The following is a 25228-nucleotide window of genomic DNA, read 5'->3' on the forward strand; positions in this document are numbered from 1 at the left end:
ATGATTAAAAACGACAAATATCGAGAGCTAAAAGTACTTCATCAAAATAAACCGAAAATTTTGATGGTTGATGACAGGGATGAAAATCTGCTGGCATTGGAACGGCTTCTTGAAGATTTACCGGTTTTGCTGTACAAAGCAAATAGTGGAAATGAAGCTTTAAAACTGACGCTTCATCATAATTTTGCCCTTGCTCTGCTGGATATTCAAATGCCCGATATGGACGGTTATGAATTGGCAGAGATTTTAAGGCAGGAAGAAAAAACGGCTAATCTGCCATTCATTTTTATATCGGCCATTTACACAGACAGTGCAAATATTTTTAAAGGATACCGAAAAGGGGCTTTCAGTTACATTACCAAGCCTTTTGAGCCTGAAGTTCTTTTAAGCAAGGTGCGGTTTTTCATCGATAAATATCGGCAAGAACTTGAGTTAAATATAAAAAGCGAAGAACTACAGAGGAGCAATGAAGAACTGGAATCATTCAGTTACAGTGTTTCTCACGATTTAAGAGCGCCACTTAGAGCGATTGACGGTTATGCCTCCATTCTGCTTGAAGATTACTACGACAAATTGGATGATGACGGGCAGCGGTTTTTAAGTATAGTAAAAGATGAAGCCACCCGGATGGGGAATTTGATTGATGATTTACTTTCTTTTTCGCGTTTGAACAGGAAAGAACAAATCATTGAACCGGTAGATATGAAAAAGCTGGCTGACCATGTGATGGATAAAATCCGGGATGCCCATAAAGGCCTTAATATAAATTATAATTGTAGTTCGCTTCATGAGGTTTGCGGTGATAAATCTCTTCTGCAGCAAGTTTGGGTGAATTTATTGGGGAATGCAGTGAAGTATCGCGCGGCGGATCAAGAGCCCAAAATTAATGTTACTTCAAAACTGGATAAGGCAACCGAACAGGTTGTGTTTTCTGTGGAAGACAAAGGGGTGGGTTTTAACACAAAATATGCCGACAAACTTTTTGGGGTTTTTCAACGGCTTCATCGGGATGATGAATTTGAGGGTACGGGAATTGGCTTGGCTCTTGTTCGAAGAATTGTTAATCGCCATGGTGGCGATGTGTGGGCAGAGAGCGAACTCGGAAAAGGAAGTACTTTTTATTTTTCACTACCAATTTTAAAGCAGCAAATAACATCAAATAATCATGCCTAATCAAGTTGAAATTTTATTATGTGAAGATAACCCGAGGGATGCAGAATTAACGATCCGCGCCCTCAAAAAAAGAAACCTTTCCAATAATGTACAATGGGTCAGGGATGGTGAAGAAGCCCTGGAATACCTTTTTGCTACAGGGCGTTACGAGCAAAGATCTATAAAAGACAAACCAAAAGTGGTTTTACTGGATTTGAAGATGCCTAAAGTGGATGGACTGGAAGTTCTGAAAGAAATTCGAACACATCCCGAAACAAAGAAAATACCGGTTGTGATACTTACTTCATCAAAGGAAGAGAATGATATTGTACAGAGCTACGAATACGGAGTAAACAGCTACATCGTAAAACCTGTTAATTTTGAGAAGTTCTTGGATTCAATCGCTGATGTTGGTTTTTACTGGCTGTTGCTGAATCAACCGGGGAATAGATAAATCAACGGAGAATGCGAATATGGGATATAAAATTTTAATTGTTGATGACAATCAAGTAGATGCCCAATTGATGAAAGAATATCTTATTCGTTCAGGAGAGGGCTTCGGGGAAATTACGCTTGTTCATGATAGAGAAGCTTATGAAGAATCGCTTCAGACTTTAAAACTCGATTTGATTCTTTCGGATTATCGGCTGATCGATTTCAATGGAATAGATGCTATTCGTCTTAGAAATCAATACTGCAAGGAGGTTCCCTTAATTATTATCTCAGGGACAATCGGGGAAGAAAAAGCCGTAGAAGTGATAAAAGCAGGAGCGATTGATTTTTTAATCAAGAACAATACAGAAAAACGCCTTGCTCAAATAGCGATCCGGGCTATTGAGGAAGCCGCTGAGAAAAGAAGGCGAAAACAGGCAGAGGAATCATTAGAAACGAGTGAAGAAAACTACCGTTTGCTCACAGAAAACTCTACCGATATGATTAGCCGTAATAAACCAGATGGGGAATATTTATACGTATCTCCCTCGAGCAAAGATGTTTTGGGATACGAACCGGAGGAACTTGTGGGCACGTCGGTTTTTGATTATATCCACCCCGATCATCAGGATGTTATTGAGAAGTCACGCCAAAACCACCAGGACAATCCTGATATAAATATTTTTCAATATCTGATAAAACGAAAAGATGGAGAGTGGCAATGGGTGGAGACCACCAGCAGAATACTCCGGCACCCGGAAACTGGAGAGGTACATGAAATTCAAGCCTCAACGAGAGACATAACAAAAAGAATAAGCTATGAGAAAGATCTTGAAAAAGAGGTTCATCTGAATGACCAAATTATCAACAGTTTGCCTGGAATATTTTTTATTCTTTCTGAGGATAAAAAAATTATCCGGGTTAATAAAAAACTGCAAACTATTCTTGGATATACCGCTGATGAGCTTGCAGAAATGAGACTTCAGGATTTATACACTGAGGAAGATCAGAATAAGGTCAGGAAAACAGTTGAAAGTGCTTTTAAAAATGGCAGTGCCTCATTGTCTTCTCAACTGAATACCAAAGAAGGTCTACAGCCTTACTATTATTTAACTTGTTCCCGGATTCGCCAGGAAGAGAAAGATTTAGTTTTGGGAATGGGGATTGATATTTCTGATCGGGTCAGGGCTGAAGAGATGATTCAAAAATCTCTTAAAGAGAAAGAAATCCTATTGATGGAAATACATCACAGAGTAAAGAATAATCTTGCTTTGATCTCGGGAATTATGCAACTGCACGCTTCAAAAACGAATAACAATGAAGTTTCCGAGCATTTGACAAATAGCCAAAGCCGAATCAAATCCATCGCAATTGTCCATGAATTGCTGTATGAAACTCACAATTTCTCCGACATTCCACTGAATAAGGATATCGAGAAACTGATTAAACATATTTCAAACACAGTTCAGGCTAAAACTAACATCGATTGGAAAATAGATATGGATCATGTTGAATTGAACGTGAACCAGGCCATTCCGTGTGCACTTATTGTAAATGAAGTTATTACGAATATTTATAAGCACGCTTTTCATATGCAAGAGGAAGGAAAAGTTACAGTTTCTCTGAAGGAAAAGAATGGTGGCGTGACGGTTACCATAGATGATGACGGAATTGGCATGGCAGAAGACATGGACTTATCCAATTCAGATAGCCTGGGAATGACCCTTATCAAAACCTTAAGCAATCAACTGGATGGTAACGTTGAATATAAAACAGAGGCAGACGCAACAAGGTTTAAATTAACCTTCCAAAAAATGGACGTGAAAGGCGGGGCCAGCCATTTTTACAGTCAACACCTTTGATATTCTGTTAATGTGATTTAGGAAAAGCAGACTGCTTGTTTTTTTGATTGAGTTCAAACCAAAAATCTTTTCTTAATAGATAATTTGTGGAACGTATGGAAGAAGCATTTGTTGATTTAATAGTTTAATCAACATTAAAACGAAGTTTTTTCATACATGGATCTGAAGTTAAAGGGTAAAAATGCGATTGTAACTGGTGCCAGTAAAGGAATTGGAAAAGGGATTGCTGAATCCCTGGCTAAAGAAGGGTGTAATGTAAGTATTTGCGCACGTCACAAAAAAGAACTTGAAGCCACTGTTGAAGAACTGCTTGAATATGATGGCGATATAATATCTGTTGCAGCTGATTTAACGAGAGAAGAAGACATTCAAATGTTGGTGGATACTACATTCAATTCCTTTGGTTCAATCGATATTCTTGTCAATAATGCCGGAACTATTGGTAAAGCGGGAACTTTTGATGCAACTCCTCTTGCTAAATGGAAGGATGTTTTTGAGCTAAATCTATTTTCAGTTGTTTCACTTACCAAGAAAGTTGTACCCTACATGAAGGAAAAAGGGTGGGGACGAATCATTAATATTTCTTCTGAGAATGGTTCACAACCTTATCCCGATATGATCCATTACAGTGCCTCAAAAGGAGCTCTCGACAATTTTTCAAAAGCTTTGTCGAAGGCTGTAGCTGGTGACGGAATTCTGGTTAATACAGTAAGTCCGGCCTTTATTATGACGCCGCTTGTTGAGAATATGATGGAACAGGCAGCAAAAGAAGAAGGGATTTCCAAAGATGAGGCTATACAATCATTTCTAAAAAATCACCGACCAAATATTGAAGTAGAGCGTCCGGGAACCATTGAAGAAGTGGGAGAGTTGGTTGCTTTTCTCGCCTCACCCAAATCATCATTTATTAATGGAGCCAATTACCGGGTAGATGGCGGTTCGGTTGCTGCGGAATAATTTTTATCAGGCAAATACGATTTTTTTGTTCTTCATAAAGCTTTGTAACACTTTGAGATAACCTTCATCACATCATAAAGCATTTCATCACATTTGTTTTCAGAGCTATCTGGGAATAAGTAGATTATTTATACAAAGATGCCCTACGAAGGCCTGATACCTATCATGATAATTAAAAGGGGAGTAGCTTCCTTTATCATATAAGACCTCAAGGTATCAGGTCTTTTTTTTCTGAAAGCCCTGTATCCCAAAATTAAAATTCGTCACACGGTAAGGCATTTCATCACACAAATGGATGTGTTCGTCACTTCAGTGTTTTTTGAACTCATCTGAATTGATAACTTAGGTTTTATTTGTATCTACAGAAAGAAGTTGATTACCCGTAACCTTTCTCCGTACGATTAGACATGCAATATTTAGTCTCCCAAAAAATCACAGGACTAGTCGTTCTATTTGTTTTTTTTCTCTCATGCGGTACGGGAAAATCCGCCATTGATCATTCTTCATTTGGTGTAACCTCTCAGGCCAATATCAGTAAAGTTGGTATATCCAAAACCGGGGGAAATGAGTGAGGTCATATGAAAAAGAACTTAGGGTATATAGTCTTAGCCATCTCCGGTTCTATATATATACTCTATAATTTTACTGTTACCAGCTATATTTTGCACCTGATACCGGAAAGAACTCTTGTTCTAAGAGAAACAGCTGTGGCTGAAATTTCAGCTTTCATTCCTGTTGCCATTCTTTTTATCGGGTTGATGAAGCTCTCACAATTCAGGGAAGAATTATTTAACCGGTTCTCGGCTAAATCACTTTTTATTCATTCGTTGATACTGATTTCATTTATTGGGATCCATTCTTTTTGGCAAGTGTTTTCTAATTCACTTCTCATATCGGAGACCAAATTCAGTTTTGATGCAATTACTGTAGATGCCATGACTTTTCTGAATATGCGGACGATGGTATATGTACTTATTGTGGGATTAATTATCGGCGTAAAGCGTATTGAAGAGAAAGAGAGTTATACGCTAAAAGAATCGGAACTGAAATTAAAACTTGAACGGGCAAAAATTCGAAAATTCGAGTTAAAACTGAATCCTGATGTCATTTACCCCACACTGGAATATGTAAAAGAAAATGCAGAAAAAAATCCGGAGTTATCTTCTCAACTAATTCTCAATTTAAGCAAGCAGATGAGAATTTTAATTGATCATCTCAGTGATGAATGTATTCCACTGAACGAGGATGTGCAATTCTTTAAATACTACTTTGAAAGTTTGAATATTCGTCTTAAAAAGAAGATAGAAATTGATGTGAAAGTAGATGAAAAACATATGGATATGAAAAATCCATCGCTGGTTTTGCTGGTGCCTTTTTTTGAGAAATTATTTATCGGAGAATATTCAGGATTTACAAAACAAGTGGAGAAGATAACCTACAGTTCGGGACATACACGGCCCAATGCTGTGGAGCTCTCCATTGAAATATCTCCCGTAGAAAGTATTGTGGAACTGAAAAAAGATTTGAAGGATGATGAGCATATACAAGCTATTCAAAATCTCTTAAAATATTATGATGAAAACAGCTCTCTGAATGCAATTTTGGCAATAAATACTCTTGCCATTCATCTTACCATTCCATTTGTACCTGTAACAATGGAGGAGTATGCCTGAGAAGATCAAACAAAAAGTATTTCATTCGCTGCCATATATCGGTGTGCTGTTTATGATACTTTTTTTAACTACTCTCATACCGGCACTTTACTTTCAAAGCGAGAGTAATATGGAGATAAGTTTTTGGTTTGTCAGGGCATTTTTAATTGCGATAACTCCAATTCTATTTATTCCGGCTATCTATTGGATTTCAATAAAAAGGCCTATTCTCCAGAACTGGAAGAACATTCTACTGCATGTAGTTTTAAGTGCTGTTTTCTGCTTCTTTTTCCTGCTGATATTTCAACTCACACTATTCTACTTATACCAGGGAAAAAATTTCCTGGCACTTGCCCTGGAAAGTATTACCAATATTTTAACGCGCCAGTTTTTCTCTGTTGGAACCATACTTTTCTTTGGCTATTGGGGAATTGTGGTTCTTTTTGGCCTGAAAAGATATTATGAAGAAGTGGATGACGTGCAGCGAAAAGCCAATGAAATTCAATCTCAGCTTGAACAGGCAACTCTTTCCAGCCTGCAGGCTCAGCTGAAGCCACATTTTTTATTTAACACCTTAAGCATGGTTGACCAGATGCTTACTGAAAATCCCTCACAAGCTGTTGCCATGGTTGACAAACTGGAGAGACTGCTTCGAAATACTTTCGATCGCAATAACTCTGAGAGTTGTACCATAGAAGAAGAGGTCGAATTTCTTAAAAAATACCTGTCGATTGAGGAGAACAGATTTCAGGACCGGTTAACGGTTGAATATTCGATCTCCGATAGTACTGAAAATATTATGATTCCACGTTACCTATTACAGCCGCTGGTTGAGAATGCCATTGTGCATGGGGTCGGTAAGACGATTCAGAAATCTGTAATTTTGATAAAATCTGAATTTTTAGCTGACCAGCTGGTTCTTTCTGTAGAAAATAACGTATCAAGCTTTCGAAGTTTCAGGCGGGAAAGGTCAAAGGGAATCGGGTTGAATAATGTGGAAAAACGTATTCATATATATTTTGGTGAAGACGCCAGGTTAAACGTATTAAGTTCAAAAGCCGATGTTTTTAAAAGCAGGATCCTGATCCCTAAAAAGTATTTGTTGGATCAGCAAACAGAGAAAGCAAGAGACCGTTCTTCAAAACCTCAATATCATAAATCTCTAAAGCTATGATTCGGGTAATTGTCGTTGATGACGAAAAACACGCACGTAACAAGCTTGCCAATTTGTTAGCTGGTTACGCTGATCTGGACGTGGTTTCAGTCTGTAAAAACGGTCTTGAAGCTATAAATGAAATCAATAGTAAAAATCCTAACTTGGTTTTCCTGGATATCGAAATGCCTGAAATTGACGGTTTTCAGGTAATTGAAAATATTGAGTGCGATCCGCTTCCATATATAATATTTGTTACTGCTTTCAGCCATTATGCGGTAAAAGCGTTTGAAGTTGAAGCGCTGGACTATATTCACAAACCCATTGACAGGGCTCGAATCAAAAAAAGTATGGACCGATATTTTAAAGTGGCCAGCAATAATGGAAGTATGGATGAGTATGAAGAGCGCGTTCGAACCGTTTTGAGAGAGGTTGAGAACCACAAATGGCTGGAAAGATTTATCGTAAAGAAATCGGGAGAATATTTCCTGGTGAATGCCAATGATGTTTTTTGGATTGAAGCTGACGGCAATTACATAAATATCGTAACGAGTGATTCAAAATACTTTGTAAGGCATACTTTAACCGGGTTTGAAAACCATTTGGATTCAGCGCAGTTCTTTCGAATTTCACGATCCGTTATTGTTAATATCGATTGGATTTCAAAAATCGAAGATCATCATTATGGGAATTTTATGATTCAGATGAAAAACGGTTCAAAGCTGAAAATGAGCAAGAATTACAGGGGAATACTGGAAGAATTCAAAAACTTTTAGGCCCAACATGTCAGGATTTAATCCAAGTATTTTAAGTTTGATGGATGTAAGCTGAGGCAATTTTACATCCATGTACACTTTAAAGATTTAAACCATTTTTTAAATCTGTTCATCTCACCTCAAAGGGAGTTCGTCACATTCTTTTTAAACCGGCCGGCGATATTCTCAATTTGGTTTATAGCTATTTCAATAAACCAAAACATTAATAAACCCAGAGGGTATTTCTATGATTAGAAAGATACTTCTATGTGGGATTCTTTTATTAATTCCATTCTCAATAGCACTTGCACAAACAGGCAGTTTAACAGGTAGAGTTACGGATACCGAAACCGGTGAGGTATTACCCGGGGTGAATGTTTTAATTATGGACCTTGAACGGGGCGCTGCAACGAACGTGGATGGTGTTTATACCATCGAAAATATGCCTATGGGTACCTATTCAGTTAGATTTACCTATATAGGATATCGTCCGTTAACTGAAATGGTAAATATCTCGGCCGGCCAGAACACACTGAATGTGAGCCTTTCAATAGAAAGCTATACTCTCAGTGATGTGGTCGTTACCGCAATGGGCCTTGAAAGGTCTGAGCGCTCGCTTGGATATGCCTCACAGCAAGTAAGCGGGGAGGTATTGGAGGACGCTCAGGAATCGAATATGGTAAGTGCACTTGCCGGACGCACGGCTGGGGTGCAGATTAACAACTCAAGTGGACAACCTGGTTCATCATCCCGAATTATCATCAGGGGGAACTCGTCGCTGCTGGGCAATAACCAGCCACTGTTTGTTGTGGATGGCGTTCCCATCAGTAATGAGTCGGACGATAATATTCAAGGCTCAACCGTATTTACAGGTGGAACCTCAAACAGAGCCCTTGATCTTGACGCAAGTAATATTGAGTCAATGACTGTATTGAAGGGAGCCAGTGCTACCGCATTGTATGGTTCGCGGGCTGCTAATGGTGCCATTATTATTACTACCAAAAGCGGTCAGGAAAATCAGAATCCTGTAATCACTTTTAATACATCTGTAGGATGGTCTGATACATATACCGATGGTTATCAATCGGAGTATCTGGGTGGTACCAACGGCTTTTACTATAATGGGCTGCCAGCGGATCGTGGAGGTTATACAAACAATCCCGATGCCGGCGGGACACAGACCAGCCAGAGCTGGGGACCTCACAAGGATGAAGTGCCACAAGAAGTGCTTGATGATCTGGGTGTGGACCGGATTGAGACGTTCGACCCAAGAGAGCAGTTTTATGAAACCGGGGTGAACCTGAAAAATTCACTAAATCTGAGTGGTGGCACGAATAATTCAACATATTATGCTTCAATCAGTAATACCAACCAGGATGGAACCGTGCCGGGCACTGATCTGGAGCGTACCAATGTGATGGCTCGTTTTGGAACTTCCTTAAGTGAAGATCTGAATGTGGAGACTTCGGTTAACTATATAAATACGTCCAACAGGTGGCTCGCAGAGGGAAATGGATCTCAGGTTTATTTGTACGGTCTGAATTTTACGCCTATTAATTTCGATCTGTCTCAGCCCTCAACATTTGAAGACGGCACACAGCGGAATTTTTCCACTTCATTTAACAATCCTATTTGGTTATCCGAAAACAACGGTTTTACCAGTGATATAAGCCGGTTTATCGTAAACGGTAATATTACTTACAACATCTTGCCTTGGCTGAATGTTTCAGAGCGAATCGGAATCGATACCTATACCGATCAGCGAAAAGGCGAAACTAATATCGGTACACGGGGAGTCCCCAACGGTAGTATGTATGATCAGGTGATTAAACGATCGGAAATTAATTCAGACCTGATGTTTAATGCCAATTTTGATTTGTCACAGGACATCACTCTCGAAATGATGGTGGGCAATAATATCAATATCCGGGATTTCAGTTCGGAAGAAGTTATAGGGACAGGCCTGAATATTCCCGGTTTCTTTCATATCTCAAATGCAAATTCAACAGTACCCAATGAAGATATCACCGAGCAACGGCTGGTAAGCTTGTTTTCAAGTGCAACAATCGACTATCAGGATATCGTTTATCTGACATTGACAGGCCGAAACGATTGGACGTCAACCCTTCCAACTAATGAAAACTCCTACTTTTACGGGTCAGCCAGCTTAGGATTTGTCCTTACGGATGCTTTCGAACTGTTTCAAAATACTTTTCTGTCGTACGCCAAACTTCGGGCCTCCATATCCCAGATTGGTAATGATGCACCGGTATATTCCCTGTCCACAATCTTTATACAATCTGATCCAAGCGATGGAGTTCGGGGTGTGATCAATTATCCATTTAATAGTGTAAACGGGTATCGTCTGAGTACTTCGTTAGGAAATCCGGATTTGAAACCTGAAATATCCACCGAATATGAAATTGGCCTGGATCTTCGACCCTTCGAAGGCAGGGTGAGGCTGGATGGGGCTTACTATAACCGTAAAACTGTGGATCAGATCTTTGATATTCCCACTTCTTCAGCTACCGGTTATACCAGTCGGCTGACAAACGCCGGAGAATTGAGGAATTATGGGTTTGAGCTCTCTGGCGGGATCTCGTTGATCGAATCCAGAAATTTCCAGTGGGATGTGGATGTGAATTTTTCAAAAAATACAACTGAAGTGGTAGAATTTGCTCCCGGAGTGGAAAGTATTTTCCTCGGCGGATTCTCCAACCCTCAGATTCGCATTGAAGATACGAAAGATGGTTATGGAGTGATCTGGGGTATCCGTTATCAGCGCAATGATGATGGACAGTTATTAATCGGTGAAGATGGCCTGCCACTGGTAGCTCCAGACTTGGGACCGATAGGTAATGTTTCTCCTGACTGGACCGGTAACCTGCGAACCAGTTTCAGCTTCAGGGGTATCAGTTTGTCGGCCTTGCTGGACAAACGCCAGGGCGGTGATATCCTGAACTTTGATCAGTATTATTCCTCGTACTATGGAACGCATGAGGTAACAGCAGACCGCGGATCCACATATATTTTTGAAGGTGTAAATGCGGAAACCGGTGCCCCAAATGATATCGAAATTGTTCGTGACCAAAACTTCTATCAGGGTCACTACAGTAGTATCTATGAGAATTTCGTTGAAGATGGCAGCTTCCTGAAACTGAGGGAACTCAGTCTTTCCTATTCGCTTCCACAGTCAATGTTGGACCAACTTCCAATCCGTTCACTGAGAGTAACCGGAACAGGCCGTAACCTTTGGATTGATAGTGACTTTTCGTACAAAGACCCTGAAGGAAGTCTATTAGGCGCTGGAAATGCACAAGGATTTTATCACTCTGTAACGCCGAGTACGAGAAGTTTTGTGGTCAGTTTAAACATATCATTTTAAACACATTAGGGATATAAGATTATGAAAATCTCAAAGATAATATCAGTATTTCTATTAACAACAGTTCTGCTGTTTGTATTTGGATGTGAAGATTTTTTAGATGTAAATACGGACCCAACGGCACCCTCAAATGTGCCTCCCAATCTGCAGCTTTCAGGGTTGCTTGGAACGTTTAGTTATGAGATAATCGGCAACGATCCTGCTCGAACCACCAATCGGTGGGTACAGCAGCTTTCATGGACTGGTTTTCCTCCCTCTTCGGATAATTATGATTTCGATGAGTCGGGGCCCAATAACTTTTGGGATTCTACCTATACACGGGTTTTGAACAATGCCAGGGAAATGGAACAAAAAGCCGAGGAGAACGGCAATCCGGCTTACTCAGGAATTTCAAAAATAATCCAGGCTTGGACATTTGCCATTTTGACGGATCTGTGGAACGAAATTCCTTACAGCGAAGCATTTGATCCTGCAAATACAACGCCGGATTACGATAATCAGGAGTTCATGTATGGAGAGATTATGAGATTGCTTATTTCTGCCCTGGAAAACTTAGCAGAGCAAAGTCCGGCACCGCCGGGAAATGATGATCTGCTCTATGGAGGTGACATGGACAAATGGAAACGGCTTGCATACACCTTGATAGCTCGTTATGAACTGAGGCTTACAAACGCCCCCGGCCACACTGCCGAAAATCAGGCCAATGCAGCTCTTGATGCACTCCAAAATGGGTTTACAAGTAATGATGACGATGCAGATTTCCAGTATTTCAATAATGATGGAGAAGAAAATCCATGGTACCAGTTTGCCATTGACGGTAAATGGGATACCCGTGATCAGCTCAGTGCACATTACATCAATCTGCTGCAGGATCTTAACGATCCACGGTTGTCTATTCAAGCGCGGCCTGTAGGAGCTGTAGACAACAATGGTCTGGTGGCCGGTTTCGATCCGGATATGGTGGAGTACACAGGGAATCTAAATGGAGAGGATGGCGGTGGTGCCAGTAATTTTTCATCTATCGGTACCTTTTACAGTGCTCCCGATGCTCCGCTCACCTGGTTCAGCTATGCGGAAGCCAAGTTTATTGAGGCTGAAGCAATCTATATTACTCAGGGTGCAGAAGCTGCCCAAGCTGTTTATGAAGATGCAATACGTGCTTCGATGGATAAACTGGATGTTGATCAGGGAGATGTTGACACCTATATCACATCGCTTTCGCTGCTGTCAGTAGCAATGGATCCGCTCGAAGAGATCATCACACAGAAATATATCGCCAATTTCTTATCTCTTGAAAATTTCAATGACTGGCGACGAACAGGCTATCCTGAACTTGAGGCTGCAGTCGATGCGGTAACTCCTTCAGACCAGATTCCGGTGCGATATCCATATCCCAGTTCTGAGCTACAGAATAATGCAGATAATGTATCCCAAACCGGTGTTCCTGTTGGTTTCGAATCGCTGGTCATAAATGTGTGGTGGGACTCCGCAAATTAACAGCATTCGCGATCATGTTTAATAATTGAAAGGTGGGAATGTGAAAGTGGCATTTTCCCTCAAAGGGTAAAGTAGCTATGTTTTACTTTTCATACATAAAAAAAGGACTAACCAGCGCGAGCTAATTAGTCCTTTAATTTTTTGGCTCCCCAGGCTGGACGAGGAAGATTTAAGCGATCGCTATAGAGCTCAAACTCCGAACTGTTTTGAGTTTAGTGGAGGTTGGGCGTGAGCTGCTTCAGGATAGCGCAAATATTGATGAAGCATTAACGACGGCGTTTGTTGGGACCATCAACCAAGCTGTTTTGGATGCTACGTTTACCGGCGCTGGTGGAAAGACCCCATGGCAACAATTATCAGGCAAACAGAAGAATATACTAACGGCGGGAATCCCGATTGGTCACATTTTGTCAAAGCATCTCGAACGCTTCACGATAATAACGTTCCTGAGGATGCACGCTCGTTTATGTATGCGCCGGCTGTATGGGAAACTTTGGCATTAACTGAGGATGATAATGGCCGGTATCAAGACGCGCCGTCTTTCATCCGGAATATAACAGGGTTTACCCCTTCGGGTGTTGCAGAGGGTGAAGCCTATGCCGGGGACTTCTCAAATGTGGTATACGGATAGGAAATATTACTCTGGAACAGCATCAAGGAGTTTCAGCCAGAAAGTACGCAAGTGTGTGTGGCTGGCAGCTGCGCGGTTGGATATTGCAGTATTCAGGCCAAATGCATTGGTGCGAATTGAGGAAGCTTCTGCATAAGAACTTATTCATCGGAAGTTGAAAAACTTCCATTCTCGTCTGCGATATCGGACTGGCTATAAAGCCTTTCCGGTATCGCTTTTATTTATAGATTTGACAACAAATATTGTCACTTTCCGTTTTGATTATGTACATTATGTACAAATCGTACAAAATGAGGTGTAATTATGGATGTGAAAACTGTAAATAGCTCCAGTGCTCGACAGTCCTTCTCCGATATTCTTAATGATAGTGGGTATGGAGGCCAACGGATCGTTGTCACTCGTAAGGGTAAGGCGGTTGCTGCCGTAGTACCTATTGAGGATCTTGAAGCCATTCAGGCTTTGGAAGATCACAAAGATGTTGAAGAAGCCAGACGTATTCTCTCAGATTCTAAGAGTGAATTTATTCCCTGGGAGCAAGCTAAAAAAGAGCTGATTAAAAAATAATGGCTTGGCAGGTAGAAATTGAGCGCAAAGCCCAAAAAGCTCTCAAGAAAATACCTAATCCATTCAAGTCGAATATTATCGAGGCAATTGATCGGTTGACGGAGGATGTAAGGCCTGTTGGAAGCAAGAAATTGAGAGGAGCAGAGGACCTATACCGAATTAGAGTAAATGATTATCGAATTGTCTATCAAATTCATGATCAAAAACTGGTGGTGTTAATTGTCCGTATTGGTCACCGAAAAGATATTTATGAGGGGCTTTGAAAGATTCTTATCAATAATTCTTATTTAGTGAAGCATATCTATATCTAAAACCTTGTTCTTACAGAGCGCAATTAAACGAAAAGAAGGGGACAAGAAAAATGTTTTACCCTGTACAAATAAAAAAGCTCTAACCCATTGTTTTACAATTGATTAGAGCTATTTAACAGCTCCCCGGGCTGGATTCGAACCAGCGACCGATCGGTTAACAGCCGATTGCTCTGCCACTGAGCTACCGAGGAGTGACATATAAATCTGTATTGAACTCGTTTTCGAAACAATAAGAAGTACCAAATATAAGGCCTTCTGAATTCAGATGTCAAGGAAAAAATGCACTAATTTTTTGGCAAAAAAATAGCCGCTTCCATAAGCGGCTATTAAAAAAAAACTTAGTCAGAGAATTAAACTTCACCTGAATTCTTCATATCCTGAATCTCCAAACGAACTTCCTGAGATAATTTTTTTATCTCCTGTAATTTTTTACGTGCTCTGGTTCCAGCGGCCTTATTTCCTTTCTCATAGAATTTATCAATATCCGGCTCAAGCTCTGAAATTAGCTGGTTTAGTTCTTCTTTTCTACTCATAAGTAACACCTGTGGGTTAGTTTATGTTTTCTAATACTTCAATGCGCACAAACTATTGAAGAAGTGCTTAACTGGCAAATTAAAAGCGGGTTATTTTTCATTATTTACGCATATTATTTAGCAGAATGCTGCAATTGATCTAAAATTCAGAAAGTGGACGCACTTTTTATCCGAATCGGCATTGAAATTCCTCTTAAGTGTTTGGGAATATGCTTTTTAACCAAAGAAGCATCGATTTTTTCAATCCTCAGTGTTTCGGGAAAATCTTGTTTGATGAAATCGGACGATTTATCCTTGTTAAAGACTGTGATCGCATCAATTCCAAAGTTTTCTGCTACCACTACCGCCATATCTGAGAGCGGTAACGGCCGATAACTTTTTACTTTTAAATCCAGAGCGAGGTTTGATAATAATATCATTGGCTGATCGGGAAGGGCATCAATCTGTTTCTTATCGAACTGAACAGTATCGTTATCTATAGTCAAAAGAGACTTCTGAAATCCATTCAAAGCAATCGTTGAAATTCCCTCATCTGCAAATAACGCTACCAGTCGATGATTCAGTTCTTTAATCGCCCGAATCTCGGCATCTTTCCTCATGACACCTGTTTGTATGATGCGTTCGGTATGTTGACTGTCACCATGAATGATAATACCACGCTTCTTTTTTCTGGATAGAGACTTTGCAAATGATGACAAAAAAACACCGTTATCGAGATGCTCGTAATCCAGAATTGCGAGAAAATCCATAGTTACTTTTTCAATGAACTTGATGAAAAACCGTTTGGCAGAAGATGAGAGACTAAATGACGGGACAGGGATTGATCATCATGATGAAGTACCAATGTCTGGTCCGGCATGAATTCGAACAGAACCTGACGGCACGCACCACACGGGCTTATATATTCACTTTGAGGGGCGTAAACGTGCATGCCAAGGAATTCACTGTAACCGGAGGCCAAAGCTCTTGAGAGGGCCACACGTTCGGCGCAGAGGCCAAGATTCCATTCTTTGAACTCAATGTTTACGCCGGGAATATATCCATCGGTTGTTTTCAGAAGAGCCGTAACGGGAAAGTCCGATTGATCAGATACGGTTGATTCGCAGAGCTTCTGTAAATACAGATTCACATCGTCCACTTTTTTTACGATCGGATCATAGATTACAGCGTCCTCTGGGAGGGATTCGAGCTTTTTGAGGTTAAATTTTTCAATCCAGAATTTGGATAACTGATTGGAACGGCTTGAATCCAGAATAGCAACAGGATGGTCTCCATTTCCCAGGGAACTGCATATCGCGGCCTGATCGGCTGGGATCGTCAATGGATATGAGCTATTTTCTACCCGAACACCCGGATAGAAAGTCCCGGATTTTCCCAACACATAACAATACTCATCGCTGTTGGAATAGGGGGCGTAAGCATTGGATGCTATATTTGTGGTTTGATTCTTCAATATTGAATGCTGTTCATCACGGCGTCTGCAATTTGTGCACGAATCCGACTGATTCTGCTTCCGTAACTGCGGTTGGGAAACGTTCGGTTTGTTAAAATGATAATTGCGATGTTTTCATTCGGATCCACCCAAAAACTGGTCCCGGTAAAACCTGTATGCCCGAAACTGTCTTCGCTGGTTAATGTGCCCGCAGTACTGAATCCCTGGCTTTTCCTGTCGAATCCGAGTCCCCGCTGGTTTATTGGTGATTGATGGCTTGTAAACAGATTGATGGTTTCCGGCGAGAGATACTGATGACCGGCATAAACGCCATCATTCAAAAGCATAAAGAAATACTTTGCCATATCCTGAATGCTGGAGAACAGACCGGCATGGCCTGAAACTCCATCCATAAAATAAGCACGTTCGTCATGAACTCGGTGGTGAACCAATCCCCGGCCGTAAACGGTATCAATTTCTGTGGGAGGGATGCGATTCGTTAACAGCCTTCCCAAATGTTCCGGATTGTATGTCGTGGATGTCATTCCCATTGGTTCGAAGAATTCATCTTGTACATACTCATCAATCCGTTTGCCGCTCACTTCTTCAATAATTTCAGCAAGAAGAATAAATCCAAGATCGCTGTATACGTACTCTTCTCCGGGATCATTGATGAGCGGTTCATTTCGAACGGCTTCAATCAATTCTTCGCGCGTGCGCAATTTGTCCACATAAATTCGGAATGCAGGAAGTCCGGACGTGTGCAAAAGAAAATGCCGTATTGTGATGTCCCGTTTTTTTCCCTGATCATACTCGGGAATGTATTTCGAAACAGGATCATCAAGAGTGATTTTACCCTCATCGACCAGTTTCATCATGGATGTGGTTGTCGCCATAATTTTGGATATGGAAGCGAGGTCGTAAACATTATTCGGCTGTACGGCTTTGGTTTTGGAATAGTCGTGATATCCGTAAGATTGTTGCCATACAAGTGATCCATTCCGTACAACTCCAACCACACCACCGGGAAAGACGGAATCATCAATAGCACTTTGCATAATTTGATCGACTTTAATGAGCGAATCAATGGACATATCTGCGGCAATAGGTTCATCAAACCGAAGAGAGCTTTGAGGAATTTCTAAACCATCGCCGATATTGTACATGTTCGGAACTTCGCCGGGAAACTTGCCCTTAACATCAGCAGCTCCAAAAATTGCCGGAACTGTTTGGCGAACCTGATCCGCCGCACCCGACCATGCGATTAAATGTACATCTGTGTCCGGCAGTGTTTCTACCAAATAGGGATTGCCGAAGGCGAGAAGAATTTCAGGTTTATTCAGGCTGGATATCTGGTCCAGGATCCTGAGATAGTTCCGCGGCATATGTGAAGAACGGTATGAACTAACCCGAATGAATGAGCCCAGGATTACCAGATCCGCTGATTTTGCATCATCCAGAAGTTCATCAATTTCCTCTTCGCTTGTTCGGGAATCGAGCGAGTGAAAACTAACATTCTCATGATATTTTCGAATTTCATTTCTTAAAACTCCGGCTGAGGAGTGTTCATCGCCATCAGAAATTCCAACCACCAGAATACTTGGGTAGTCAGCCTGCCGGACGGGAAGAACGTTGTTATTCTTCAAAACAGTGATCGATTCTCGTGCAATTCGATTCGCCGTATTTTGAAACTGTGGAGTATTAATCTGATAACTCAGCGTTTCAATATCTGCAAATCTGTTCGTGAAAACTCCCTGAGAAGATTTCAACGTCAGAATTTTTCGGACTGATTTATCGATTCGATCTTCTGTCAATTTCCCTGATTCAACTGCTTTTTTAATTTCATTGATGGCGGCCTTTTCATCGGTGCTGACAAGCATTTGATCAACCCCGGCTTGTAATGCTTTAATGACGGCTTGCCCCGGAGAAAAGTGACTGGTAATTCCCTGCATTTCCAAACCATCGGTAACTACCAGCCCATCAAAAGAAAGAGAATCGATAAGAATTCGTTGTAAAATGGATTCGTCCAACGTTCCGGGAAGTCCCTCGTGTTCACTGATGTTTGGAAAGGAGATATGAGCACTCATGATGCTCTGCATTCCTTCATTAATGGCATTCCTGAAAGGGACAAGTTCAATCGAATCTAACCTTGAATAGTCATGGGTAATCGTTGGAAGAGCGAGGTGAGAATCCGTATCTGTATCTCCATGGCCCGGAAAGTGTTTGCCGGTTGAGACAAGTCCTTCACTCTGAACACCTTTCATGAATTCAATCCCATATTCTGATACCATTTGTGGATCGGCAGAATAAGAACGAACGTTAATCACGGGGTTTTCAGGATTGTTGTTTACATCCAAAACCGGCGCATAGATTTGGTGGACACCTACCGCTTTTGCCTCAATTGCTGTTATTTTTCCCTTTAAAAATGCATTGTAGGGATTTCCCGTTGCTGCAATTCCCATTGCCGGAGTGAAACGGGTGGTTCCATCAATCCTCATTGCGGCTCCAAACTCCATATCCTGTGCGATCCATAAAGGATATTTAGCCAATTCCTGAAGTTGGTTGTTCGTAACTGCCTGACCATAAATATCTCCCTGGAAAAAAAGAATTCCCCCAACATGATAATCCGTGATCAATTCCTTTAAACGCAGATAATCCAAATCGCGGTCATTCATAAATGTACCATAGGCCCGAACCATAAATAGCTGCCCGATTTTTTCATCGAGAGTCATTTCAGACATGATTGAATCAACATTCACCACGATCGCTGATGAATCTATCAAACTGTCCTGATCATTTGTAAAGGCGGGTGTGCTGGTAATTTGAGCATCGGCAGAATGAGTGAGTAGAGTAACGATCAAAAGAAGTGGAAGTGAGAAATATCTGAAAAAAGATTCTATCTGATTTAGAGCAATGGGCTTTATTTGAGTCATCAATTCGTTCGTTTGTTGAGCGTTGATTTAATTCGGTGATAAAGTCATGGTTTCAAAACTGGTCTCCTGAAAGAAGGTACTATCCTGGTAGATAAATCGGTAGCGGCCGTCGAGCCACAAGTTTGTTTGATCTCCATAATACGTAGATAACGGATTGCCCGATTGGCCTGTCGGCAAGATTGTTTGAGATTTTCCCGGCGTGGAAAAATCAACGATTCTTCGAATGGAAGGTCCCAGGTACATTTCGAAAGGGAATTCCCAATTGTATTGGCCTTTGTTGATAGACATTGTATTTCCACGCACGGTAAACGGGCCTTTACTGAATAAGTTATTAACGATCATTTTAAATACGGCCGGTGCTTCCGGAGATTGGCTGGCTTCACTTAATAAGGGCGGTTGCAAAGTCAGTTTCAGAACATTTTCCCAACGCCATTCAAAGGGTTGTGATCCAAATTCTTCATTTAGCTGCTGAAGAGTTTCCGCCATACTATCGCGTACAATCTGATCCCGTGTTTCGGTTTGAAGTGTGTTCTGATTATCAAAAAAAGCACTGTTTGATTGTAGCATTTCCGAAATAATCATGACCGGAAGATGCTCAAGACGGGTCAGTTTTTCATATAGATCTGATCCGATTTCATCGAGTAAAACGTTTCGGGTAAGATTGATAAAAAACAGGTCAAATATCGTGGCGGCAGTTGATGATTCGGTATACTCAAAGTTCCAGTTCTCGAGGTAGGAAAGTGCGGTTTGAAGCTCATTCGAATTTTCTCCGCTACGAAGAATCGGAAGAATCATTTCGGTAATTTCCCGGGCATGTTCTGAGTAAACATCGTTTTGCATAGCCTGCATCGTTTCTGTTTGCAGGCTGTCGGACATCTCCAGGTATTGGTTGATCCTCATTATACGGGAAGGCGGTTCCCAAAAGGTGGAAATGTAATAGGGATAACTGTCGGTATGCATTTTGTTATTTGCATGGGCAACAAAACCTTGCTCGGGATTTACTACATGAGGTAGGTCATCAAACGGAATGGTGGATTGCCAATCGTAAGACGGATCCCATCCATGCCTGAACATTAATGGATTGTAGTCGCGGATTGGAAGATTGGCACCGGTAAAAATGGCAATATTATCGTCGCTGTCAGCATAAATAAAATTCATTCCGGGAGTGTCGAATCCTTCAACGGCATTTCTGAATTCATTCATTGTTTTGGCATGGTTCATCTTATACAATGCCCAGACTTCCTGGCTGACTTGATGCCCCATCCAACTGAAGCTAACGAGTTTATCACCAAGAGAGGAATCGGGATGAATGTCACTGATGATTGGCCCGTGCTTTGTACTTCTTACAACATGAAGTTCATCATCACTGTCTTTTACTTGTATGATTTCGCGTCTTTCGTTGAATTCTTCATACACAACCACACTGTCGGAGACACTGTCCAGAATATATTCATCAGGATTGTTTGAATTGATTTGTTCAGAGAAAAAATCGGTATCATCGGCCATGATGTTTGTCATCGACCATGCGATGTATTCATTTTGTCCCAAAACAACAAAGGGCGAACCCGGGATGGTAGCCCCGGATATTTGGTGATTGGGAGTGTGATAGGAAACCTCGTACCAAAACCCAGGAATGCTTAGCCCCATATGCGGATCGCCGGCGAGAATCGGTCTTCCGGAAACAGTTTTACTGCCGTTGACAGCCCAGGCATTACTCCCAAATTGCGTTCCTTTTTTTTGAAGAGCCGATCTTAAATCGAGTTCCGTTTCAAGTAAAGGCATGGTTGCCGATGCTACGGATGAAGATTCAGAGTCGGAAAGCGTCGTTGGATACCGATCGTTGTAAACCGGAATCAGTTGTTGAAATTGGTACGGATCCAATTCCTCTGCCAGGTATGCATACGTCAATTCACTCCACCAGTGTATATTTTGATCCCAGGCCATCAATCTTGAAAGAGCAATGGTATGAGTTGGAGTCCATTCGATAGGCTTCACACCAAGCAAGGTAAATTCAGCAGGAAGATTATCCCTGTTTTGATCGATAAAAGCGTTCACCCCGGCTGAGTATCGTTCCAGGATATGAAGTAATGAATCAGGAGCTTCGGCTTCTATTCGCTTCGCCGTTTCCCAAAAACCGAGCGTGCGTTGATGGATATCATATTCAACCAGATCTTTGCCCAGGAATTCTGCAAACCGGCCTTCGGCTGCAATTTGTGAAAGCGTCATTTGCCAGAGTCGATCCTGTGCGTGAATGTACCCGATGGAATAGTAAAGATCGTCTTCACTTTCAGCATAAATGTAGGGAACCGCATATGGATCCCAGTGGACTTTTACCTCTTGCTGAAGTTCATCAAGATGGATTTCAGCGTCGTATTCGGGGAGGGGAGAGTAAAAGGTCCAGTAAGCGGACAGGATGGCAATCCCGAATAATAGAATTCCTAAAAAAATCAGGAGTTTTAAAATGAACCTCATGTAGTAACTTATAGATGGAAAATAACTTTCGCGTAAGATTGAAAATTCATCACAAAATACATACTCTCACAACCGAAAGTAATGATAATCCACTGAAAATTTGGAGCCAGGATGAGTGACATAAAAAAAGTATCGGTAATTGGAGGCGGAACAATGGGAAATGGAATCGCTCATGTCTTTGCGATGAGTGGTTTTGAAGTGACGCTTGTTGAGACGAAACAGGAATTTCTGGATAAAGCTTTGAACACCATTGAGAAAAATTTATCCCGAATGGTTAACAAAGAGAAAATTTCCGAGAGTGATAAGACGGAAACCCTGAACCGTATTCACTCCGCATTGGATATTTCTGAGGGAGTAAAAGACAGTGATTTGGTTGTGGAGGCTATTCCGGAAAATTTTGCCCTGAAGAAAAAGGCTTTTGAAGAGATTGAATCCGCCGCTTCATCAGAGACCATTTTTGCTTCAAACACTTCATCCATTTCCATCACAAAATTGGCTGCAGTAACCCATCGTCCCGAGAAATTCATCGGGATGCATTTTTTCAATCCCGTTCCTGTGATGAAACTCGTGGAAGTGATTAATGGATTGGAAACCAGTCCTGAAACTACAAAAGCGGTCATGGATTTGGCGGAGAAACTTGGCAAAGTTCCGGTACCGGCAAATGATTCACCGGGATTTGTTTCCAATCGAGTGCTGATGCCGATGATCAACGAGGCGATTTTTTGTGTGTATGAAGGCGTGGCAAAACCGGAAGATGTGGACCAGGTGATGAAATTGGGAATGGCCCATCCTATGGGGCCGCTACGGCTTGCGGATTTCATCGGCCTTGATGTATGCCTGGATATTTTAAATGTCTTGTATGATGGTTTTAAAGATCCAAAATATCGGCCGTGCCCTCTTCTGGTGAAGATGGTGAATGCCGGAAAACTCGGTAATAAAACCGGGGAAGGTTTTTTTAAATACGATTAATTATAAATGATGAATGTTGAAAAGTCATTGCGAGGGAGTCCCGATGCTTCGGGGCGACCGCGGCAATCCCCAACTGGTTTTTTTAGCGGGAGATTGCTTCGCTTAGCTCACAATGGCAAAACCACGGCAGGTTACGGACACAACATTCATCCATTAAAACTCTAATTTTTAAAATGATAGATTTACGAAGTGATACAATAACGCGGCCGACCCCCGAAATGCTTCGGACGATGATTCGGGCCGAAGTTGGTGATGATGTATTTGCAGCCGATCCAACGGTGAATAAATTTCAACAGAGAATGGCCGATATGTTCGGGATGGAAGCGGGGCTTTTTGTGCCAAGTGGCACGATGAGTAATCAACTTTGTCTGCACGTTCTCACAGAACCGGGAGATGAAGTGATTATTGATGAGGCCGGTCATGTATTTAACTATGAATCGGGTGCAGCGGCCTATCTTTCGTCCATTCAATTACGGTCTTTAAAAGGAAATCGGGGAAAATTAACTTCCGAATTGATTGAATCGGCCATTCGTCCCAAAAATGAGTGGGATCCGAAATCCAAAGTCATTGCACTTGAGAATACCACGAACAAAGGCGGAGGGGCGTATTACACAAAAGACGAACTTACAGAAATTCGTGAGCTTGCCGACAGGCATGGACTTTTTGTTCATCTGGATGGCGCCAGAATCTGGAATGCGATGGCAGTTTCCGGAATAGAACCGGATTTTTTTGGAAGTATCAGCGATACGATTTCCATCTGTTTTAGTAAAGGACTCGGCGCCCCGATAGGTTCAATGATGCTGGCAAACAAAGAGCAAATTAAACGGGCACGAAGGCACCGGAAAATGCTGGGAGGAGGGATGCGGCAGGTTGGGCTTCTTGCGGCTGCTGCGGAATATGCAGTTGATCATCACCAAACACTTTTGGATGATGATCATAAAAGAGCCAAAAAATTTGCTGAGACAATTTCAAAGAATCCAGCTTTTGGGGTTGATCTTTCAACTGTTGACACAAACATTGTTTTGTTTGATGTGGTTGATGAAACGGCCGAAGAAGCCCTTCAAAAGTTTTCAGATGCTGGAATCGCATTTGTACCTTTTGGGCCAAAAACTATTCGCGCTACATTTCATTTCCAAGTCGATGATGAGGATTTGGAAAACGTGTTGAAAGCTGTAGCGGAATATCAGTGAAAGTTAGAGCCATCGGATGAGTATTTAGAACGGAGAATTACTTTCAACCAGTTACACTCATCCGATGACTTGGCTTATTTACGTAGTATATTCAGCGTTAATTCTCACGTATTCATAAGAGAAATCCGAACCCCAGCCTACGGATTTTTCGTCACCCTGGTTTAGATCTATCAAAATGATGATAGTTGATTCCGCCATCACTTTTTTGAGTTTCTTTCGAACGCCGTCAATAGGCTGACCCGCTTTCACAACCTGCTCCATTTTGTTAATATCTGCGCCGATGTAGAGATCTACTTTCTCAGGATCAAAATCAACTCCGGATCGTCCGGCTGCGGCAATAATTCGTCCCCAGTTGGGATCAGAACCAAAAATAGCTGTTTTTACAAGATTGGAGTTGGAAACTGTTCGAACAACCTGCCGTGCCTCTTTCTCTGTTTTGGCTCCTTCAGTGTGATATTCAATCAGTTTCGTGGAGCCTTCGCCATCCGAAATAATCAGTTTTGCGAGGTGTGTACAAAGTTGTTCGAGATTGGCTAAAAACAGATCATAGTTGGCATCTTTTTCGGTGATTTCTTTGTTGCCAGCTTCTCCATTGCACATAATTGAAACCATGTCATTGGTAGACGTATCGCCATCCACTGTAATCATGTTGAATGATTTGTCGACAGCCGTTCGGAGAGCTTCATCCAGCAACTTTGGGCTGATGGCAATATCGCAAACAATAAATCCGAGCATGGTGCCCATATCAGGATGAATCATTCCAGAGCCTTTGGCAATCCCCGCCATGTTGATTTCGTGTCCTTCAACAGTGAACGATGTAAATCCTTCTTTGGCAAAAGTGTCGGTTGTGAGGATCGCATTTGCTGTTAAAGATCCGGCAATTACCCGATCCGAAAGTTTTTTCACACATTCTTTGATTCCTTTAACCACTTTCTCCGTAGGGAAGGGTTCTCCAATCAAACCGGTGGATGCGACGATGACCGCTTCTTTTGGAATCTTCAACTCTTTGGCCGTGGTTTCTGCCATGGCCACGGCGCCTTTCCAGCCTTCTTTACCGGTACAGGCATTGGCATTTCCGGAGTTGATGATAAACGCCTGTGCCATTCCATCTTTGATGTGCTGGCGACTCAGTTTAATGGGTTCAGCCGCTACAATATTTCGGGTAAATACGGCTGCTGCGGATGCCGGCACCGATGAGTAAATAAGAGCGATGTCTCTCCGCTTCGATTTGATTCCCATATGGGCTCCCCAGCATTTGAAACCACGTACGTGAGTAAGATTATTTAACATAATTTTAGTATATGAAAATTAATTTGAGAAAAAGTTTGGTTGGTAAGCGAGTAGGATG

General features: G+C 41.6%; 21 protein-coding genes and 1 tRNA gene. 15 read left to right on the plus strand and 7 right to left on the minus strand.

Annotated elements, in window-relative coordinates; translation table 11 throughout:
* From L0B18_RS11465 to L0B18_RS11520, 12 genes are all read left to right on the plus strand, one after another.
* Nucleotides 1–1173, plus strand: a complete 1173-nt coding sequence (locus L0B18_RS11465) for a sensor histidine kinase (RefSeq protein ID WP_234571917.1) — start codon at nucleotides 1–3, stop codon at nucleotides 1171–1173.
* Nucleotides 1166–1606: a response regulator gene (locus L0B18_RS11470; protein ID WP_234571918.1), complete on the plus strand. Its 441-nt coding sequence runs from the start codon at nucleotides 1166–1168 to the stop codon at nucleotides 1604–1606. The genes L0B18_RS11465 and L0B18_RS11470 overlap by 8 nt, the downstream gene beginning before the upstream one ends.
* A 19-nt stretch (nucleotides 1607–1625) precedes the next feature.
* Nucleotides 1626–3446 carry a PAS domain S-box protein gene (locus L0B18_RS11475; RefSeq protein WP_234571919.1) on the plus strand — a complete coding sequence of 607 codons (1821 nt, stop codon included), beginning with the start codon at nucleotides 1626–1628 and terminating at the stop codon, nucleotides 3444–3446.
* 156 nt (nucleotides 3447–3602) lie between these two features.
* The gene (locus L0B18_RS11480) at nucleotides 3603–4403 is read left to right on the plus strand and encodes an SDR family NAD(P)-dependent oxidoreductase (protein ID WP_234571920.1); all 801 of its coding nucleotides are present in this window, start codon (nucleotides 3603–3605) and stop codon (nucleotides 4401–4403) included.
* A gap of 578 nt (nucleotides 4404–4981) precedes the next feature.
* Entirely contained in the window at nucleotides 4982–6076 is a 1095-nt protein-coding gene (locus L0B18_RS11485; RefSeq protein ID WP_234571921.1) for a sensor histidine kinase, read from the plus strand.
* Nucleotides 6069–7229, plus strand: a complete 1161-nt coding sequence (locus tag L0B18_RS11490) for a sensor histidine kinase (RefSeq protein ID WP_234571922.1) — start codon at nucleotides 6069–6071, stop codon at nucleotides 7227–7229. The genes L0B18_RS11485 and L0B18_RS11490 overlap by 8 nt, the downstream gene beginning before the upstream one ends.
* A complete protein-coding gene (locus L0B18_RS11495) occupies nucleotides 7226–7984 on the plus strand; it encodes a LytR/AlgR family response regulator transcription factor (protein ID WP_234571923.1) in 759 nt (252 codons plus the stop codon). The genes L0B18_RS11490 and L0B18_RS11495 overlap by 4 nt, the downstream gene beginning before the upstream one ends.
* A gap of 226 nt (nucleotides 7985–8210) precedes the next feature.
* Nucleotides 8211–11348, plus strand: coding sequence for a SusC/RagA family TonB-linked outer membrane protein (locus tag L0B18_RS11500; protein ID WP_234571924.1), 3138 nt, complete (start codon nucleotides 8211–8213; stop codon nucleotides 11346–11348).
* Between the two features lie 21 nt (nucleotides 11349–11369).
* On the plus strand, nucleotides 11370–12845 hold the full coding sequence (locus L0B18_RS11505; RefSeq protein WP_234571925.1) for a SusD/RagB family nutrient-binding outer membrane lipoprotein: 1476 nt from the start codon (nucleotides 11370–11372) through the stop codon (nucleotides 12843–12845).
* A gap of 343 nt (nucleotides 12846–13188) precedes the next feature.
* A complete protein-coding gene (locus L0B18_RS11510) occupies nucleotides 13189–13476 on the plus strand; it encodes a hypothetical protein (protein ID WP_234571926.1) in 288 nt (95 codons plus the stop codon).
* Nucleotides 13477–13779: 303 nt separating this feature from the next.
* Entirely contained in the window at nucleotides 13780–14040 is a 261-nt protein-coding gene (locus tag L0B18_RS11515; protein WP_234571927.1) for a type II toxin-antitoxin system Phd/YefM family antitoxin, read from the plus strand.
* A complete protein-coding gene (locus tag L0B18_RS11520) occupies nucleotides 14040–14303 on the plus strand; it encodes a type II toxin-antitoxin system RelE family toxin (protein WP_234571928.1) in 264 nt (87 codons plus the stop codon). Before L0B18_RS11515 ends, L0B18_RS11520 begins: the two co-directional genes overlap by 1 nt.
* 167 nt (nucleotides 14304–14470) lie before the next feature.
* On the opposite strand, the gene L0B18_RS11525 is transcribed toward L0B18_RS11520, so the two are convergent.
* From L0B18_RS11525 to L0B18_RS11550, 6 genes are all read right to left on the minus strand, one after another.
* Nucleotides 14471–14542, minus strand: a tRNA-Asn gene (locus L0B18_RS11525).
* A gap of 159 nt (nucleotides 14543–14701) precedes the next feature.
* Entirely contained in the window at nucleotides 14702–14884 is a 183-nt protein-coding gene (locus L0B18_RS11530; RefSeq protein WP_234571929.1) for a histone H1, read from the minus strand.
* Between the two features lie 146 nt (nucleotides 14885–15030).
* Entirely contained in the window at nucleotides 15031–15633 is a 603-nt protein-coding gene (locus L0B18_RS11535; RefSeq protein WP_234571930.1) for a hypothetical protein, read from the minus strand.
* A gap of 2 nt (nucleotides 15634–15635) precedes the next feature.
* A complete protein-coding gene (locus tag L0B18_RS11540; protein ID WP_234571931.1) occupies nucleotides 15636–16337 on the minus strand; it encodes a cytidine deaminase in 702 nt (233 codons plus the stop codon).
* Nucleotides 16334–19249, minus strand: coding sequence for a glycoside hydrolase family 3 N-terminal domain-containing protein (locus L0B18_RS11545; protein ID WP_234571932.1), 2916 nt, complete (start codon nucleotides 19247–19249; stop codon nucleotides 16334–16336). Before L0B18_RS11545 ends, L0B18_RS11540 begins: the two co-directional genes overlap by 4 nt.
* 27 nt (nucleotides 19250–19276) lie before the next feature.
* Entirely contained in the window at nucleotides 19277–21721 is a 2445-nt protein-coding gene (locus L0B18_RS11550) for a penicillin acylase family protein (RefSeq protein ID WP_234571933.1), read from the minus strand.
* 120 nt (nucleotides 21722–21841) lie between these two features.
* On the opposite strand from L0B18_RS11550, the gene L0B18_RS11555 reads away from it, so the two are divergent.
* Genes L0B18_RS11555 through L0B18_RS11565 form a run of 3 tightly spaced genes read left to right on the plus strand, consistent with a single transcriptional unit; the run spans nucleotide 21842 to nucleotide 23880 of the window.
* Nucleotides 21842–22690: a 3-hydroxyacyl-CoA dehydrogenase family protein gene (locus L0B18_RS11555; protein ID WP_370647586.1), complete on the plus strand. Its 849-nt coding sequence runs from the start codon at nucleotides 21842–21844 to the stop codon at nucleotides 22688–22690.
* Between the two features lie 6 nt (nucleotides 22691–22696).
* Nucleotides 22697–22855, plus strand: a complete 159-nt coding sequence (locus tag L0B18_RS11560) for a hypothetical protein (RefSeq protein WP_234571935.1) — start codon at nucleotides 22697–22699, stop codon at nucleotides 22853–22855.
* An 8-nt stretch (nucleotides 22856–22863) separates the two neighbouring features.
* Nucleotides 22864–23880, plus strand: a complete 1017-nt coding sequence (locus tag L0B18_RS11565) for a threonine aldolase family protein (RefSeq protein WP_234571936.1) — start codon at nucleotides 22864–22866, stop codon at nucleotides 23878–23880.
* A gap of 78 nt (nucleotides 23881–23958) precedes the next feature.
* On the opposite strand, the gene argJ is transcribed toward L0B18_RS11565, so the two are convergent.
* Nucleotides 23959–25170, minus strand: coding sequence for a bifunctional glutamate N-acetyltransferase/amino-acid acetyltransferase ArgJ (gene argJ, locus L0B18_RS11570; protein WP_255695625.1), 1212 nt, complete (start codon nucleotides 25168–25170; stop codon nucleotides 23959–23961).
* Nucleotides 25171–25228 lie beyond the last annotated feature (58 nt).

This window comes from Rhodohalobacter sp. 614A, assembly GCF_021462415.1.
Taxonomy (GTDB): Bacteria; Bacteroidota; Rhodothermia; order Balneolales; family Balneolaceae; genus Rhodohalobacter.